Source organism: Streptomyces rubradiris (assembly GCF_016860525.1).
Taxonomy (GTDB): domain Bacteria; phylum Actinomycetota; class Actinomycetes; order Streptomycetales; family Streptomycetaceae; genus Streptomyces; species Streptomyces rubradiris.
Genome location: NZ_BNEA01000015.1, coordinates 41,850 through 56,385, shown reverse-complemented (window position 1 = coordinate 56,385; position 14,536 = coordinate 41,850). Strand labels below are relative to the sequence as shown.

The following is a 14,536-nucleotide window of genomic DNA, read 5'->3' as shown; positions in this document are numbered from 1 at the left end:
TCGGCCTCCGCAGTCAGAGCGCCAAGTGGTACGCCAACTCGGCCGCGGGGAACGCCTCTTCCGACCACACCACCCGCCCCTGTTGCCAGATGGAGAGCTCTGCCTCGACGTCGAGCAGAAGCACTTCCAGGGGAGCCTCCCGCGGGGTGAGCCCGCGCCGCGGCAGATCCGACAGTCCGAAGTTCCGGCAGACGAACCGCACCGCACGGCCTCCATATGATCTGAGGCCCTCGGCTCGTCCAGGCCCACCCAAATGCGGGGAACATTACCAGGACACGCCTGGTGCCCCCGGCTGGCCCTCGATCACTGGGACAGCCCTCTCGTAGGGGCCCTGGCGGTGGGCGGAGATGTGCGGTACGGGGACGAAGCCGAGCCGCTTGACCGCGCGGGCCGCCGCCAGCCGGGTCGCGGTGTCCTCGCCGGCCAGGAAGGTGATGTCGATCCGGGTGCCCGGCGGCGTGCCGTCGCGCGCCCGGGGTCCCTCGCGGGTCTCGGCTTTCGTACGGCTGTTTCCGGAGCGCCGAGATGTCGCGCGCGGTGCGGGGGCCGGTGGGCAGGGCGTCCGCCGTCGGCCGCGCGCCGGGTTATGGACCTGTGCGCCGCACCTTCTTTGGCCCTGGTGGCCGGACCAACGGTCGGACAGGGTGGGGTCCGTCGATCATCATCCGAGGAGGTCCCGTTGAGTGTTCCGTCGAATCCCGGTGTGCGAACGGTGGTGGCGTGACCGTGCGATTCCGGCATGCCGACGCGGTCCGGGCCGCGTATCCCGAACTGTCCGCCGGCGCGCTGTACGCCGCCGGCGTCGCTGCCCCGGCCGACACCGGTCCGGCCGCCGCCGTGTACACCGCGCGGGCCGTGGCGCGGCTGGCCCGGGCCGCCGAGGGTGAGTTTCCCGAGGTGCTGGCCTGGCGGCGGGCCTTCAGCCGGATGGGGGTGAAGCCGACGCAGGTGCGGTCGGCCTCGGAGTCGCTGCTGCGTCGGCTGCGCAAGGAGGGCGGGCTGCCGCGCATCCATCCCCTGGTGGACCTGTGCAACGCCGTCTCAGTGGCGTACGCGGTGCCGGTCGCGGTGCTCGACGTCGACCGGATCAACGGGCCGCTGCTGGAGGTCCGGCCGGCGCGCGGCGACGAGACGTACACGCGCTTCGGCGGCGGGGACGAGCATCCCGCGCCCGGCGAGGTGACCTTCGTCGACTCGGCGGGCCGGGCCCACGCCCGCCGCTGGACCCACCGGCAGAGCGGGCACTCGGCGGTCGGCGCGGGGACCGGGCGGGTGCTGGTGGTGACGGAAGCGATGCATGACGGCGGCGCGGACACCGTGGCGGAGGTGTTGAAGACGGTCGAGGAGGAGATGGCATCACACTGGACGGCCACCACGACGACGGCCGTCCTCACGCCGGACGCCCCGGACTTCGTCTTCGCGACCTGACCGGTCACGCTTGCAGGGACGGGAGTTTGCCCTCTGGCCTGGCCAGCCGCCGCCACGGGGCTCGCCTTCGAACCTGACCGGAGACCACCGGGGCATGAGTCGGTCCTCGGGTACTGGCCGGTCACCATCAAAGTGGGCGTCGGTCTGCGGTGTCCGGCCGGCCGCCGCTGGAGGACCGCGTCGTCGCGCTGCTTCCAGGCGGATCGTGCCCCGGTGGCCGGTGATCGGCTCGCCGAGCGGCACGGGGTGCGCGCGGTCGGTGACGTCCCGCGGAAGTTCGTCGTCGGAGACCTGGTGCCCTTGCAGGGGGAGTTGTCTGTCAGGGCTGTCCGGCTCCCATCACGGAGCTCGACTCGGGAGTCTGACCGGCGGTCACCGGAGCGGGAGTTGCTCTCCTGAGCCTGCCCGGTCGCCGTCGGGGCGGGCCGGGGCGCGTGGCAGCATGAGCGGCGTGGACGAGGGGCGGGACACGGTGAACGGGACGGCGCGCGGATCGGACTTCCTCCAACTGGCCGTCGCGGACGTGCCCGTCGGCGGCAAGGCGGAGTGGCTGGCCGGGCGACTGCGGGCGGCGATAGCGGACGGCCGGCTCCCGGTGGGCGGCCGGCTGCCGCCGACCCGGGTGCTCGCGGCCGAACTCCGGGTGTCCCGGGGCGTGGTCACGGAGGCGTACCGGCGCCTCGCCGAAGACGGCCAGGTGACGGGCCGCCGCCGCGCCGGCACGATCGTCGTCGCCGCCCCGTTCACCACCACCGCACCTACGGGTCCGGGGGCCGGGTTCGGCGTGGGGGACGCCGACGGGCATGCGTACGGGCTGGGGGCGAGCGGTGACGACGGGCCGGGAGCGGGTGATGCCAGCCGGCACGCCGACGGCCTCGACGTGGACAGCGCCGGACGGCGTGCCAACCCGCTGGCCACGGATGGCGCCGACGGGCCACGGGCGCAAGACGCCAAGGGGCACGTCGAAGGTTTGGGCGGAGGCGACACCCACGGACCCGGAGTAGGTGCCGCCGGACGATACGCCGACCCGCTGGGCACAGGAGGCGCCGACGGCCTTGGCCACGACGGCACGCTCGGCGGCCACCCCGGCGGGACCACGGACAGGGGCCCGGCCGGGCCGACCCACGATGCCCCCGGGTACCTGAGCCCGGTCAGGCCCGTCAACGGCGTACCCGGGCACCAATGCCCCGTCGGGCCGATCCACGCCACATCCGAGCACGAAAGCCTGGCGCCCATCGACGGTGTACCCGGGTGCCCAAGACCGGTTGGACCGCGCAAGGGCGTGCCCGGGCACCAATGCCCCGCCGAACCAGCCCACGACACACCCGCATACCAAAGCCCGGCCAGGCCCATCCGGAACGCACCCGAGCACCGGAACCTCGCCGAGCCGGTCCACAGCACATCCGGACACCGAAGCCCTGTCGGACCGCCCCATGACACACCCGCCGTCCCCGGCACAACCGGGCCGCTGTTCGGTGGGGTGCCCGGGGCTGGTGTTTTCGACGCGCTGCGGGCCGCCCCGGCCGTCGTCGACTTCACGCCCGGACGGCCCGATCTCACCGTCTTCCCACGGGCGGCCTGGCTGCGGGCCGAGCGCGCGGTGCTCGCCGAGTCGGCCGCCGACCACCTGGGCTACGGTGACCCGCGCGGCGCGCCCCGGCTGCGGCGGGCCGTCGCCGACTGGCTGGCGCGGATGCGTGGCGTACGGGTCGACCCGGAGTCCGTGCTGATCGTCGCGGGCACCGCGCAGGCGCTCACGCTGCTGCACCCGGTGCTGCGCGCGGACGGCGTCGACGCGGTCGCGGTGGAGGACCCCGGCTCGCTGGGGGCCCGCCAGCACCTGGCGAACGGCGGCCTGGTGACCCCGCCGGTGCCGGTCGACGAGCACGGCGTACGGGTGGACGCGCTGCGGGCGACCGGCGCCCGGGCCGTCCTGCTCACACCCGCCCACCAGTTCCCCACCGGGGTGGTCACCAGTGGTGAACGCCGGCGTGAGCTGCTGGAGTGGGCGCGGGCGGGCGGGCTGATCCTGGAGGACGACTACGACGCCGAGCACCGCTACGACCGGCCCCCGGTCCCCGCGCTGCGTGCCCTGCTCGCCGACCGGGTCTGCTATCTGGGCAGCGCCTCGAAGCTGCTCGCGCCGGCGCTGAGGATCGGCTGGCTGGTGGCACCGGACCGGTACCGCTCCGCGCTCATCGAGGCCAAGCGCTTCAACGACCTGGGCAACGCGGTGCTGCCGCAGCTGGTGCTCGCCCGGCTGATGGAGTCCGGGGCACTGGAGCGGCACCTCAGGCTGGTGCGCGGGCGCCACCGCAGACGGCGGGACGCGATGATCGCCGCGCTGGCCGGGCAGTTGCCGGGCGCGGTGGTGCACGGCGCGGCGGCGGGTCTGCATCTGACGGTCACGTATCCCGGGGACATACCGGACACCGAGTTCGCGGCGGCGGCGCTGGCGCACGGTGTGAAGTGCCACCCGTTGTCCTGGCACCGCCAGTCTCCCGGGCCGCCCGGCCTGGTCCTCGGCTACGCGGCCGGCTCGCCCGGTGTCATCGCCGACGGCGTGGCACGGCTCGGCCGGGCCCTGCGTTCGCTGAGCTGACCGGCCCGGGCGGATTCGTTGCGCCGTGGTTCCCCGGCCGGATGACTTCCGCGTCCGGTGCCTCAGAGGCCGACCGGTGCCCTGGAGGCCGAGGCGGCAACGCCGCCAGGTGCCCCCGTCAGGTGTCCTCCGCGACGGCGGACGCGGCGGCGTTGTAGCGGGCCAGCAGGGTGCGCAGGGTCCTGACCTCGTCCGGGGACCAGCCGGCGGTGCGGGCGTCGACCTCGCGGTACATCCGGGCGGCGGCGCGGGCGAGCAGTTCCCGGCCCCGGTCGCTGGGGCGCAGCAGCTGGACGCGGCGGTTGCCGGGGACGGGCTCGCGTACCAGCAGGCCGGCCCGCTCCAGGGCGGTGACCTGGCGGCTGATCGTGGACTTGTTCAGCCCGTAGAGCCCGACCAGGTCTCCCGCCCGGGCCCCGTCGCGTTCGGACAGCTCGGACAGCAGTGAATACTCGACGAAGCTCAGGTCGGGGTGGAGCCGTTCGGCGTGGGCCCGGAAGCGCCGGGAGAGGGTCACCAGCTCCCGGACGAGCCCCGGGACCTCCGTGTCGTCGTCGGTCACGTGTGTTCGTCCTTCCCCGAGGTTCCGGTACGCATGATCACACATGCGGACCGGAGTTGCCTTTTGCAACACTCGCGCCTCGGCGTTACAGTGGCTGAAGTTGCTATTTACAACTCACCGATCGTGCGGCCCCGCCCGAACCTCTCCAGGGGCAGTCGGACGAGATGTTTGCCGCACTTTGGCCCCTTATGCTCCGGATAGTTCGGAGCGGGCCAGGAGAGGCAGGCGAGAGTCATGCGAGCCGAGGACGTCGTCCGTGCACCGTCGACACCGCTGGATGCCCCGGCCTTCCCGGCGGGCCCGTACCGGTTCACCGACCGCGAGTACCTGAACATCACCTACCGCACGGACCCCGAGGCCCTGCGCCGCGTGGTGCCGGAGCCGCTGCGGGTGGCCGAGCCGCTGGTCCGCTTCGAGGTCATGCGCATGCCCGACGTCACCGGACTGGGCGACTACACCGAGGCCGGTCAGCTCGCCGTCGTCGAGTACGAGGGCGAGGCGGGCGAGTACAGCATCTCGATGCACGTGGACAACTTCCCCGCCATCGCCAGCGGCCGGGAGACCGGAGCCTTTCCGAAGAAGGCGGGCCGTCCCCGGCTGTACGTCGACCAGGACACCCTGGTCGGCACCCTCGACCACGGCACACTGCCCGTGGCCCGCGCCACGATGGGCTACAAGCACCGGCCGCTGAACACCGAGCAGGCCCGCGAGGAGCTGACCCGGCCCACGTTCATGCTCAAGAAGCTGCCGCACTACGACGGTTCACCGCGCATCTGCGAACTCGTCCGGACACAGATCGCCGACATCGTGGTCAAGGGCGCCTGGAGCGGTCCCGCGCGGCTCCAGCTCTTCGCTCACGCGCTGGCCCCGCTCGCGGACCTGCCGGTCCTGGAGGTCGTCTCCGCCGCCCACGTCCTGACCGACCTGACCCTGGGCCGCGCCCGGGTCGTCCACGACTACCTCGCCTGACCGCTCCCACGGGCCGGAGCAGCAGGAACCGGCCCGGAGCAAGAGAAACCGAGAGGAGAAGGGCGCGCATGTCAGAGCACGACAGCATCGCCGGAATCCGTACCGTCACCGTCGTCGGGGGAGGGGTGATCGGCGCCTCCTGGGCGGCGTTGTTCCTGGCCCGCGGGCTGTCCGTCACGGTCAGCGACCCCCAGCCCGGCATCGAGGAGGCCGTGCGGGGGCACATCGCGCAGGCCGCGCCCGCGCTCGGCGGGCTGGGGCTGGACACCTCGGACCTCACCGCACGGCTCGCCTTCGTACCGGACCTGGCGGACGCGGTCCGCGGGGCGGACCTGGTGCAGGAGAACGGCCCGGAGCGGCTGGAGGTGAAGCACGAGATGTGGCGCGTCATCGAGGAGAACGCCCCCTCCGGCGCGCTGTTCGCCACCTCCACCTCCGGCATCCCCGCCACCGAGATCGCCACCGCCCTGAAGGACCCGGGGCGGCTGGTCGTAGGACACCCGTTCAACCCGCCGCACCTGGTGCCGCTCGTGGAGGTCGTGCCCGGCGAGCGGACCTCGCCGCACACCACCGAACGCGCCCGCGCCTTCTACCAGGCCCTGGGCAAGCGTCCGCAGGTGCTGCGCAAAGAGGTGCCGGGGTTCGTCGCGAACCGGCTCCAGTCGGCGATCTTCCGGGAGTGCGTGCACCTGGTGAGCGAGGGGGTGGTCACCATGCAGGAACTGGACGACATCGTCACCTCCTCCCTCGGGCAGCGCTGGGCGGTCGCCGGTCCCTTCCGCTCGTTCCACCTCGGCGGCGGAGAAGGCGGGCTGCCTCACTTCATGAGCCACCTCGGGGCCGGGATGGAGCGCCGCTGGGCGGACATGGCCGAGGAGCAGGTCGCGTTCGACGAGCGCACCCGGCGGCTGCTGACCGAGCAGGTGAAGGACTTCGGCGGCTGTGTCGCCGACCTCGCCGCCGAACGCGACCGCCGGCAGATCGCCGTCATGCGCGCCCTCGGTGAGGGCTACGACGGCTGACCCGACCCACACCCGCACAGAGGCTGAACATGAGTACTGAAGACATCACCGCACGCATCCGTAAGGCCCTCGCCCACCCCCTCACCCACGAGGACGACGGCTTCGACATCCACGAGGCCCTCCGCGAGGTGCTGGCCCCGGCCGGTCTGCGCCCCGAGGACAGCGGCGGAAAGATCACGTTCATCGGCAGCGACCCGGTCGTGCCGAGCATCATGCGCCTGGGCGCCGTCCCCGCCCTGGGGATGACCGCCAAGTCGGTCGCGCTGGCCGCGCTGTGGCGCCGGCGGGGCGGCGAGGGCCAGGACATCACCATGGACCTGCGCAAGGCCCCGCACCGGCTGTGCCCCTTCTACGACAAGAAGTGGGAACTGCTCAACGGCTATCCCGGCGGCACCCCCTCGGACCCCGTCAACCCGCTCGGATTCGACTTCTACCAGACCCGCGACGGGCGCTGGGTGATGCCGCTCAACCCCTACCCGAAGATCAAGAACGCCGTCTACAAGCTGCTGCGCACATGGCCCGAGAAACAGGCCGTCGCCGACGCCATCGCCCGGTGGGACGCCGCCGACCTGGAACGGGCCGGTGACGAGATCGGCGTGGTCATGCCGATGCTGCGCACCACGGAGGAGTTCCTGCGGGAACCGGCGTACGAGTACATCGCCCGGGAACCGCTCATCAAGATCGAGAAGATCGGCGACAGCGAGCCCGAGCCCCTGAGCGCCGGCGCCGAACAGCCGCTGTCCGGCGTGCGCGCCCTCGGCATGGGCCACATCATCGCCGGCGCAGGCGTCGGCCGGGACCTGGCCCAGCACGGCGCCGACGTGCTGAACATCTGGCGGCCCAACGAGCTGGAGCACGACTCGACGTACAACAGCGCCAACGTCGGGGTCCGTTCGTCCACCATCGATCCCTACGGCAGCGACGGCCGGGCGAGGATCCGTCACCTCCTGCGCGACGCCGACGTGTTCTACGCCAACCGCCGCCCCGGCTACCTGGAGAAGATCGGCCTGAGCGCGGAGGAGGCCGCGGCCGTCCGCCCCGGCATCATCCACTGCAGCTTCTCCCTCGCCGGCGAGTCCGGCCCATGGGCCCACCGGGTGGGCTTCGACCAGACCGCCGGCGCGCTCAGCGGCATCATGCTGATGGAGGGCGAGGACGGCGTCACCGCCGGTCCGACCAGCGCCCCGGGCCTGCCGTACATCATGGTCGTCAACGACTACGTCCTGTCCTGGCTGGCCACCACCGGCGCGCTCGCCGCGCTGATGCGGCGCGCCGAGGAGGGCGGCAGCTACCGCGTCACCCTCAACCTCACGCGGATCGCCACCTGGATCCTCAGCCTCGGCGTCTTCGACCGGGACTACGCCCAGGAAACCGCTCTCGCCCCGGACCCGGACTCCCCGCACGCCTACCTCGACCCGGACACCTTCACCGCCGACACCCCCTGCGGCCGCTACCAGGGCGTCACCGACCAGGTGATCATGTCCAGGACCCCGGGACGCTTCCGCACCGTCCTCGTGCCGCGCGGCAGCAGCGCCCCCGTCTGGCTGCCCCGGCCCAACTGACCGGCAGCGGGCCGCCGGACCGTGCGCTGCGACGGCCGTACGCGAGGTCATCCACACGGAACGGCCGGGCCCGGCGGCGTGATGCGACCGGGCCCAGCGCGCTCCTTGGACGAAGAGCGCTTCGACCCGGCGGGCGCCCACGTGCCGGTCTCATCCGTTGGTTGGTCATTCCCGGCGTTCGGCGGACAGTGCCCGTCGCAGGCCTCACCATGGAGGGGCCATCTTTCCTGCCGATCATGAGGAGACGGCGATGGGCAAGCACGAAAAGCCGCCGGCCGACCCGGGCACGGGCACCCCGCCGCCCGGCAACAGCGACGGACAGGTCCCTCCGCCTCCGCCCAGTACCGGCAAGCACAAGAAGTAGCCGTACGGTGCTGACGACCGCACCCGGCATCGACAGGCTGCGGCGATCGCTGGCCGCTGCCATGGACCAGCGAGGCGACTGGCCCGAACGATCCCCTTGGATCCGTGAGGCCGTCGACGCCCTGCCCCGGCACCGGTTCGCTCCGGACCGCGTCTGGCGGTGGGACGGGCACGCCTACGTGCCCGTGGACCAGCGGACCGATCCGGCCGGCTGGGCGAGCGAGGTGTATCCCGGCCCCGACACGGCGACCGTCACCGAGGTCACGGACGGACTGCCGGCCTCCAGCCTGTCCAGCCAGGCCGTCGTGGTCGACATGCTGGACTCCCTGCTCCTCGAACCCGGCCACCGCGTCCTGGAACTGGGAACAGGCAGCGGATGGAACACGGCCCTGCTCAGCCGGCGAACCGGCCCGCGCCTCACCGTCAGTGTCGAGGCGAGCCCCGGCCTGGCACAGGCGGCACGCCGGGCACTGGCCGCAGCGGGACTCACCGCACACGTGGAAGTCGGCGACGGAAACCGGGGATGGGCCCCCGCGGCACCCTACGACCGGGTCGTGGCCACCTACGCCGTCGAGCAAATCCCGTGGGCCTGGGTCGCACAGACACGGCCGGGCGGACGCGTTGTCACCCCCTGGGGCCGACTCGGACACATCGCGCTCACGGTCGCCGACGACGGCCGGTCCGCGACAGGGTGGGTCCAGGGCCTGGCACAGTTCATGCCCGACCGCGCCGCGCTGCGCCACGAACCCGACTTCACACAGGTACGCGCCCGTAGCGAGCCGGAGGGGGAGCGGACCTTCCTCCGCGACCTCACTCCACTGCAGGACGACGCACACCTGCGGTTCGCGCTGCGCGTCGTCCTGCCTCATCTGAGGATCACGCTCGCCCACGACGCCGACGGCCTCAACGCATGGATGCACGACACCGAGGAGTCCTGGGCCGTGCTCTCGGCCATCGGCGGCGGCCGGACGATCGCCACCCAGGGCGGCCCCCGACACCTGGCCGACGAACTCGAGGCGGCCTGGGACACATGGCTGGACCTGGGCAGCCCCGATCTGTACGACTTCGGCCTGACCGTCACCGACAGCGGCGCGACGCAGTACATCTGGGTCAACGACCCCGCGGCCGAACCCCGATGGGCCATCACCTGCACCCGCCACGCCGGCAAGTGACCGACCACAGCGAAGTCGAGCCCGGGTACCTGTGTGCCGCCCGACTCACCGTCGTCCGCCCGCGCCGTGGCACCTCGCCCGCAACACCGCCACCACCAACGCTCCGCGCACTCACGTAGCCGCCGGCCTGGGTGGATTCACCGGCCGGGAGCCGTGGGCCGGTTCGCGCGACAAGGGCGTTGTCAGTGGGTCCCGCTAACTTGATCCATGTCCCGCCGATCCGGCGTTGGGGCTCCCCTTGTGCTGCGAAGGAGATGGTGCGTTGTCCGACTACGAGAGGTCGAGCACGGCGCGGGTGATCCCGCCCGCCCGGCCGCGCAAGCTCGCCAAGGTGCCGTTCGTGGAACTGGCCGACGGACGCCTCCAGGGCGTCGTCTCCAGCGGCTCGGCCATCGAGCGGGTCTACGTCTCCTCGGTCGCCGCCGGGACGTACGCCTACGCGTGCAGCACCAACAACAACCGCCCCTGCGGCGGCGCCCGCGGCGGCTTCTGCAACCACATCGGCGCCCTGATCAGCGAAGCGGTGGTGCAGTACGGCGCCGAACGCGTCGCCCGCTATCTGCGGGCCGATCTCGGGGACGGCGAGGCGAGCGCGCAGACGATCAACGCCGGCATGAGCGCGACCCGCCCGTCCCCGGCGGACAGCAAGGCCGCCGCGTCCGTCTTCAGCAGGTTCCTGCGCCACCTGACCTACCTGGAACTCCCCCCGACCACAGCGCCGTTGCCGGAGATGCAGTGGTTCCCGGCCACGCGAGCGCAGAGCACGGAAGTACCCCCGCAGGAGGCCGGCGCGGGCGAGGAGGAATGCCTCGACACGCTCACGGAACCCGTCGACGGGCTGACGGAGGCGCTGACCGCCGTCGACGCCTTCGACCGTGCCCTGACCGGCGGCCTGTTGCGCCCACGACCCGCCCAGGCGGAAGGCCTGATCGCGCTCGCCGACGCGGTCGCCGCGAGCCCGCTCGCCGCCCGGGCCGCCGAGGCCGCCGAGAAGGCGGCGGCCGGCGCCGCGAGCGAGGACCACTTCGTCACCCTCGCCGCCGCCCGCACCGCCCTGCTCGGCGCCGCACACGACGCGCTCACCGCCCGCGCGGACGAGGTCACCGGGCGCGCCCGCGAGGAGGCCACCGTGCCGCCCGCCGCCGGAGGACAGGCGCAGAACCTGCTCGCCGCCGCCCGCTCCTGGCTGTGCGACCTGGCCCGCACCGGCTGGCAGGGCATCGACCACGACGTGGTCTCCGGCGCCGCCCAGGTCGTCTCCGCGATGCTCCCGGAGCCGCGGCTGCGCCGCCTGGCGGCCCTCCTCGACGGTTTCGCCGCCGAACTCGCCGCGTCCTGCCCCGGCGCCGCCCTGGAGCGGATACCGGTGCGCCGGTGGGCCGACCTCTGGGCACGCGGCATGCTGCTGACGCTCCCCGGCGCCGCCGCCGCGCCCGCCGCGTACACCGCCACCGGCCGGCTGCTGCCCCTCGGTGTCGACGTCCACGAACACGCCACCGCCGTCCAGGCCCAGGTGCACGCCGTGTTCGAACCCGCCGACGGCACCGCCGCCCGGCTGGTCCGGGCGAGTGTGTCCGTACCGAAGCCCGACACCGTCCTCGGCGCCGGCGTCTGGCAGCTGCTGCGCCCGCACATGACGCTCCTGGCCGCGGCCGGCGAGGGCCGTTCCATGGACCTCACCGAGATGCCCGTCACCGCCGAGGGCGACCTGATCTGGCAGGACGAACACGCCCGCCCGGGCGAGCCCGCCGACCCCTTCGCCACCGCACGCGTCGCCCTGCCCACCGCCACCACGACGTCGGCCGCACCCCTGGACCGGCACCCGGCGCGCCTCGCCGAACCCGTGTTCCTGGAGGGCTACGGCATCGACCGGGACGGCGACACGGTGACCTTCACCCTTCCCACGCACCGCCTGCCGGTCGACACCGACCGCGTCCCGGCCGCCGGCCCCCTCACCCCGCAGTCCGTCGCCGCCTCCAGCGCCTGCATCGGGCTGCTCCGCTGGGACGCCGGGCGGTTCCGTCTCCAGCCGCTCGCCGTGGAGACCACCGTGCGCAGGAAACCGGTCGCGGTGCACGCCGGCGCCTGGGCCGGGGGCACCACCGACAAGGCCGGGGCCAAGGCCGAGAAGGCCGCCACCGACGCGGTGAACGTGCTGCGCGAACGCGCCGGAAGGCTGCTGCGGAAATGACCGACCACACCACCGACCACATCACCGGACACGTCACCGGACCCGCAGTCGAGGAGACCGCGCAGCCCGGCGCCGACGAGAACCGCCGGCAGGTCCTGTACTGGCGGCTGCTCGCCCGCCTCTTCGACCACGAGGAGCAGGCCACCCTGGAGTCCGCCTCCCTCGCCGTCGTCGAGGACATCGGACTGCCGCCCGCGCTGCTGGACCCGCAGGCGTCCATCGACGCCATCGTGCAGCGTCACCCCGAGCTGGCCACCGAACTCGACGCCCTGATGGTGCCCGAGCCGGACGAGGAGGGCCGTGACCGGGCCGCCGAGGTGCGCCGCGCCGCCCTCGCCTCCAAGGTGCTGCTCAACGTCTTCGCCACCGGCACCGGCACCGTCACCGCCGGGCAGCTCGCCCGCTGGCAGTCGGATGCCGGATGGCTGGAACGGGCGCTCGGCTGCAAGCCCGGCGAACTGCGCGGCGGCCGGAGCGCGGGACACGGTGCGGGGGGCGGCGGCCGGGGAGCGGGAGTCGGCACGGGGAGCGGCGGTGCGGGCGGGGAAGTGAGCCCGACCGGCACCGGAGGCGGCGGCCGCACCCCCGACCTCGGCAGGCTCGTTCCGGAGATCGGCCCCGAACTCGGCGCCCTGGAAGCCGACCTGGTCAAGCGGATGCACCTACGCGAAGTCCTCGCCGACCCCGCGCTCGCCGCACAGCTCACCCCGAGCATGTCGCTCATCGAGCAGTTGCTGCGCGACAAGAACAACCTCTCCGGCGTCGCCCTCGCCAACGCCAGGGCACTGATCCGCCGCTTCGTCGACGAGGTCGCCGACGTCCTGCGCACCCAGGTCGAAAAGGCCTCCGTCGGCGCCCTGGACCGGTCGATACCGCCCAAGCGGGTCTTCCGCAACCTCGACCTCGACCGCACCATCTGGAAGAACCTCACCAACTGGGACCCCGAGGAGGAGCGGCTCTACGTCGACCGCCTCTACTACCGGCACACCGTCCGAAGGACGACACCCCAGCGCCTGATCGTGGTCGTCGACCAGTCGGGCTCGATGGTCGACTCGATGGTCAACTGCACCATCCTGGCGTCCATCTTCGCCGGACTGCCCAAGGTGGACGTCCACCTGATCGCCTACGACACCCAGGCGCTCGACCTCACCCCCTGGGTGAGCGACCCCTTCGAGACCCTGCTGCGCACCAACCTCGGCGGCGGTACCGACGGCACGGTCGCCATGGCCCTGGCCCAGCCCAAGATCGCCGAACCGCGCAACACGGTCGTGGTGTGGATCTCCGACTTCTACGAATGGCGGTCCGAGCCGCTGTTCGAGTCGATGGCGGCCGTCCACCGCTCCGGGGCGAAGTTCATCCCGGTCGGCTCGGTGACCAGTTCGGGCCGCGGCAGCGTGAACCCGTGGTTCCGGGAGCGCTTCAAGGACCTCGGCACGCCCGTGATCTCCGGACACATCCGCAAGCTCGTCCACGAGCTGAAGTCGTTCCTCACCTGAGCCGTCCCGCGCCTCGGCACTCTCACTTCTCTTCTCACCGAAAGGCATTCGACATGTCCGACCTGCTGCGCGCCCCCGCCGAGATCAAGTACGCCGAAGAGCTGGACTGGCTGGAGTCGATCGACGACAACCCCAAGCCCTACTCCTGGCGGCTGTCCCCCAAGATGATCCGGCTGTTCATCCTGGGGTCCGAGCGGGCCGACGGCCTCGACCGCGAGGTGGCCCAGAAGTGGTTCGGCGACCGGAGCATCGTGGAGCGGGCCATCGTCACCCTCGCCTCCGACCGCGGCCTGCTGCTGATAGGCGATCCCGGCACCGGCAAGAGCTGGCTCGCCGAACTGCTGGCCGCCGCCGTCTGCCGCAACTCCACACTCGTGGTGCAGGGCACGGCCGGCACCACCGAGGACCACATCAAGTACTCGTGGAACGTGTCCATGGTCATCGCCAAGGGCCAGTCCAGGGAGTCGATGATCCCCTCGCCGATCATGACCGCGATGGAGCAGGGCGTCATCGGCCGCTTCGAGGAGCTGACCCGCTCCACCAGCGATGTCCAGGACGCACTGATCTCGATCCTCTCCGAGAAGTACATCTCGGTCCCCGAACTCGACAGCGACAACATCGTCTTCGCCAAGCCCGGCTTCTGTGTCATCGCCACCGCCAACAGCCGCGACCGGGGCGTCAACGACCTGTCCTCCGCGCTCAAGCGCCGCTTCAACTTCGTCCGCATCCCGGTGGTCACCAACAAGAAGAGCGAGGCGGAGATCGTCCGCTTCCGCACCCAGGAACTCCTGCGCCGCCACCAGATCGAACTGGACGTGCCGCCCACCCTGCTGGACGTGCTGCTGCAGAGCTTCGCCGACCTGCGCGCCTCCGCCGCCGCGGCCGGCAGCGACGACGAGAAGCTGGAATCCGCGCTGTCCACCGCCGAACAGATCGGCGTCCTGGAGGACGCGATCCTGCACAGCAACTTCTTCGGCGAGCGCACCCTGACCGCCCGCACCCTCGCCTCCTCCCTGGTCGGCTCCCTCGCCCGGCGCGAACCGGAGGACCTGGCCATCCTCAACAAGTACCTGCACGGTGTCGTAGAGCCGCGCAGCAAGGAGGAGGGCGGCTCCTGGCCGGAGTTCCTCGACGGCGGCCGCGACGCGATCGCCACCCTGTCGTGACCG

General features: G+C 72.4%; 11 protein-coding genes and 1 pseudogene. 9 read left to right on the top strand and 3 right to left on the bottom strand.

Translation table 11 applies throughout. The annotated features are described in order from the left end of the window. Positions 1 to 13: 13 nt before the first annotated feature. Both Srubr_RS40675 and Srubr_RS40670 read right to left on the bottom strand, forming a co-directional pair. On the bottom strand, positions 14 to 202 hold the full coding sequence (locus tag Srubr_RS40675) for a hypothetical protein (protein ID WP_229926773.1): 189 nt from the start codon (positions 200 to 202) through the stop codon (positions 14 to 16). A 132-nt stretch (positions 203 to 334) separates the two neighbouring features. Further along, positions 335 to 472, bottom strand: a pseudogene (locus Srubr_RS40670) (methylenetetrahydrofolate reductase); the annotation flags it as partial. A gap of 248 nt (positions 473 to 720) precedes the next feature. Between Srubr_RS40670 and Srubr_RS13690 the strand changes: the two are divergent. Next, a complete protein-coding gene (locus Srubr_RS13690) occupies positions 721 to 1,428 on the top strand; it encodes a B3/B4 domain-containing protein (RefSeq protein WP_229926772.1) in 708 nt (235 codons plus the stop codon). A 442-nt stretch (positions 1,429 to 1,870) separates the two neighbouring features. After that, positions 1,871 to 4,030 (top strand): aminotransferase class I/II-fold pyridoxal phosphate-dependent enzyme, encoded by a 2,160-nt coding sequence (locus tag Srubr_RS40665; RefSeq protein WP_229926771.1) that lies wholly within the window; start codon positions 1,871 to 1,873, stop codon positions 4,028 to 4,030. 118 nt (positions 4,031 to 4,148) lie between these two features. Here the strand turns inward: Srubr_RS40665 and Srubr_RS13675 are convergent, their stop codons facing one another. Continuing rightward, entirely contained in the window at positions 4,149 to 4,592 is a 444-nt protein-coding gene (locus tag Srubr_RS13675; protein ID WP_229926770.1) for a MarR family winged helix-turn-helix transcriptional regulator, read from the bottom strand. A gap of 234 nt (positions 4,593 to 4,826) precedes the next feature. On the opposite strand from Srubr_RS13675, the gene Srubr_RS13670 reads away from it, so the two are divergent. The 7 genes from Srubr_RS13670 to Srubr_RS13640 all read left to right on the top strand — a co-directional run bounded on the left by Srubr_RS13670 (position 4,827) and on the right by Srubr_RS13640 (position 14,533). After that, entirely contained in the window at positions 4,827 to 5,561 is a 735-nt protein-coding gene (locus Srubr_RS13670; RefSeq protein WP_181793191.1) for an acetoacetate decarboxylase, read from the top strand. 68 nt (positions 5,562 to 5,629) lie between these two features. Then, positions 5,630 to 6,583: a 3-hydroxyacyl-CoA dehydrogenase NAD-binding domain-containing protein gene (locus Srubr_RS13665; protein ID WP_189996987.1), complete on the top strand. Its 954-nt coding sequence runs from the start codon at positions 5,630 to 5,632 to the stop codon at positions 6,581 to 6,583. A gap of 29 nt (positions 6,584 to 6,612) precedes the next feature. Beyond that, positions 6,613 to 8,145: a CoA transferase gene (locus Srubr_RS13660; RefSeq protein WP_189996986.1), complete on the top strand. Its 1,533-nt coding sequence runs from the start codon at positions 6,613 to 6,615 to the stop codon at positions 8,143 to 8,145. A 371-nt stretch (positions 8,146 to 8,516) separates the two neighbouring features. Continuing rightward, a complete protein-coding gene (locus Srubr_RS13655; RefSeq protein ID WP_229926769.1) occupies positions 8,517 to 9,680 on the top strand; it encodes a methyltransferase domain-containing protein in 1,164 nt (387 codons plus the stop codon). Positions 9,681 to 10,518: 838 nt separating this feature from the next. Next, entirely contained in the window at positions 10,519 to 11,871 is a 1,353-nt protein-coding gene (locus Srubr_RS13650) for a hypothetical protein (protein WP_189997138.1), read from the top strand. Continuing rightward, positions 11,868 to 13,367 (top strand): vWA domain-containing protein, encoded by a 1,500-nt coding sequence (locus tag Srubr_RS13645; protein ID WP_229926768.1) that lies wholly within the window; start codon positions 11,868 to 11,870, stop codon positions 13,365 to 13,367. Before Srubr_RS13650 ends, Srubr_RS13645 begins: the two co-directional genes overlap by 4 nt. 53 nt (positions 13,368 to 13,420) lie before the next feature. Then, the gene (locus Srubr_RS13640; RefSeq protein ID WP_189996985.1) at positions 13,421 to 14,533 is read left to right on the top strand and encodes an ATP-binding protein; all 1,113 of its coding nucleotides are present in this window, start codon (positions 13,421 to 13,423) and stop codon (positions 14,531 to 14,533) included. Positions 14,534 to 14,536 lie beyond the last annotated feature (3 nt).

Coding starts and splice junctions, on each gene's coding strand:
- Srubr_RS13670 (WP_181793191.1), top strand. CDS start 4,827: ATGCGAGCCGAGGACGTCGTCCGTGCACCGTCGACACCGCTGGATGCC.
- Srubr_RS40665 (WP_229926771.1), top strand. CDS start 1,871: ATGAGCGGCGTGGACGAGGGGCGGGACACGGTGAACGGGACGGCGCGC.
- Srubr_RS13640 (WP_189996985.1), top strand. CDS start 13,421: ATGTCCGACCTGCTGCGCGCCCCCGCCGAGATCAAGTACGCCGAAGAG.
- Srubr_RS13645 (WP_229926768.1), top strand. CDS start 11,868: ATGACCGACCACACCACCGACCACATCACCGGACACGTCACCGGACCC.
- Srubr_RS13665 (WP_189996987.1), top strand. CDS start 5,630: ATGTCAGAGCACGACAGCATCGCCGGAATCCGTACCGTCACCGTCGTC.
- Srubr_RS13660 (WP_189996986.1), top strand. CDS start 6,613: ATGAGTACTGAAGACATCACCGCACGCATCCGTAAGGCCCTCGCCCAC.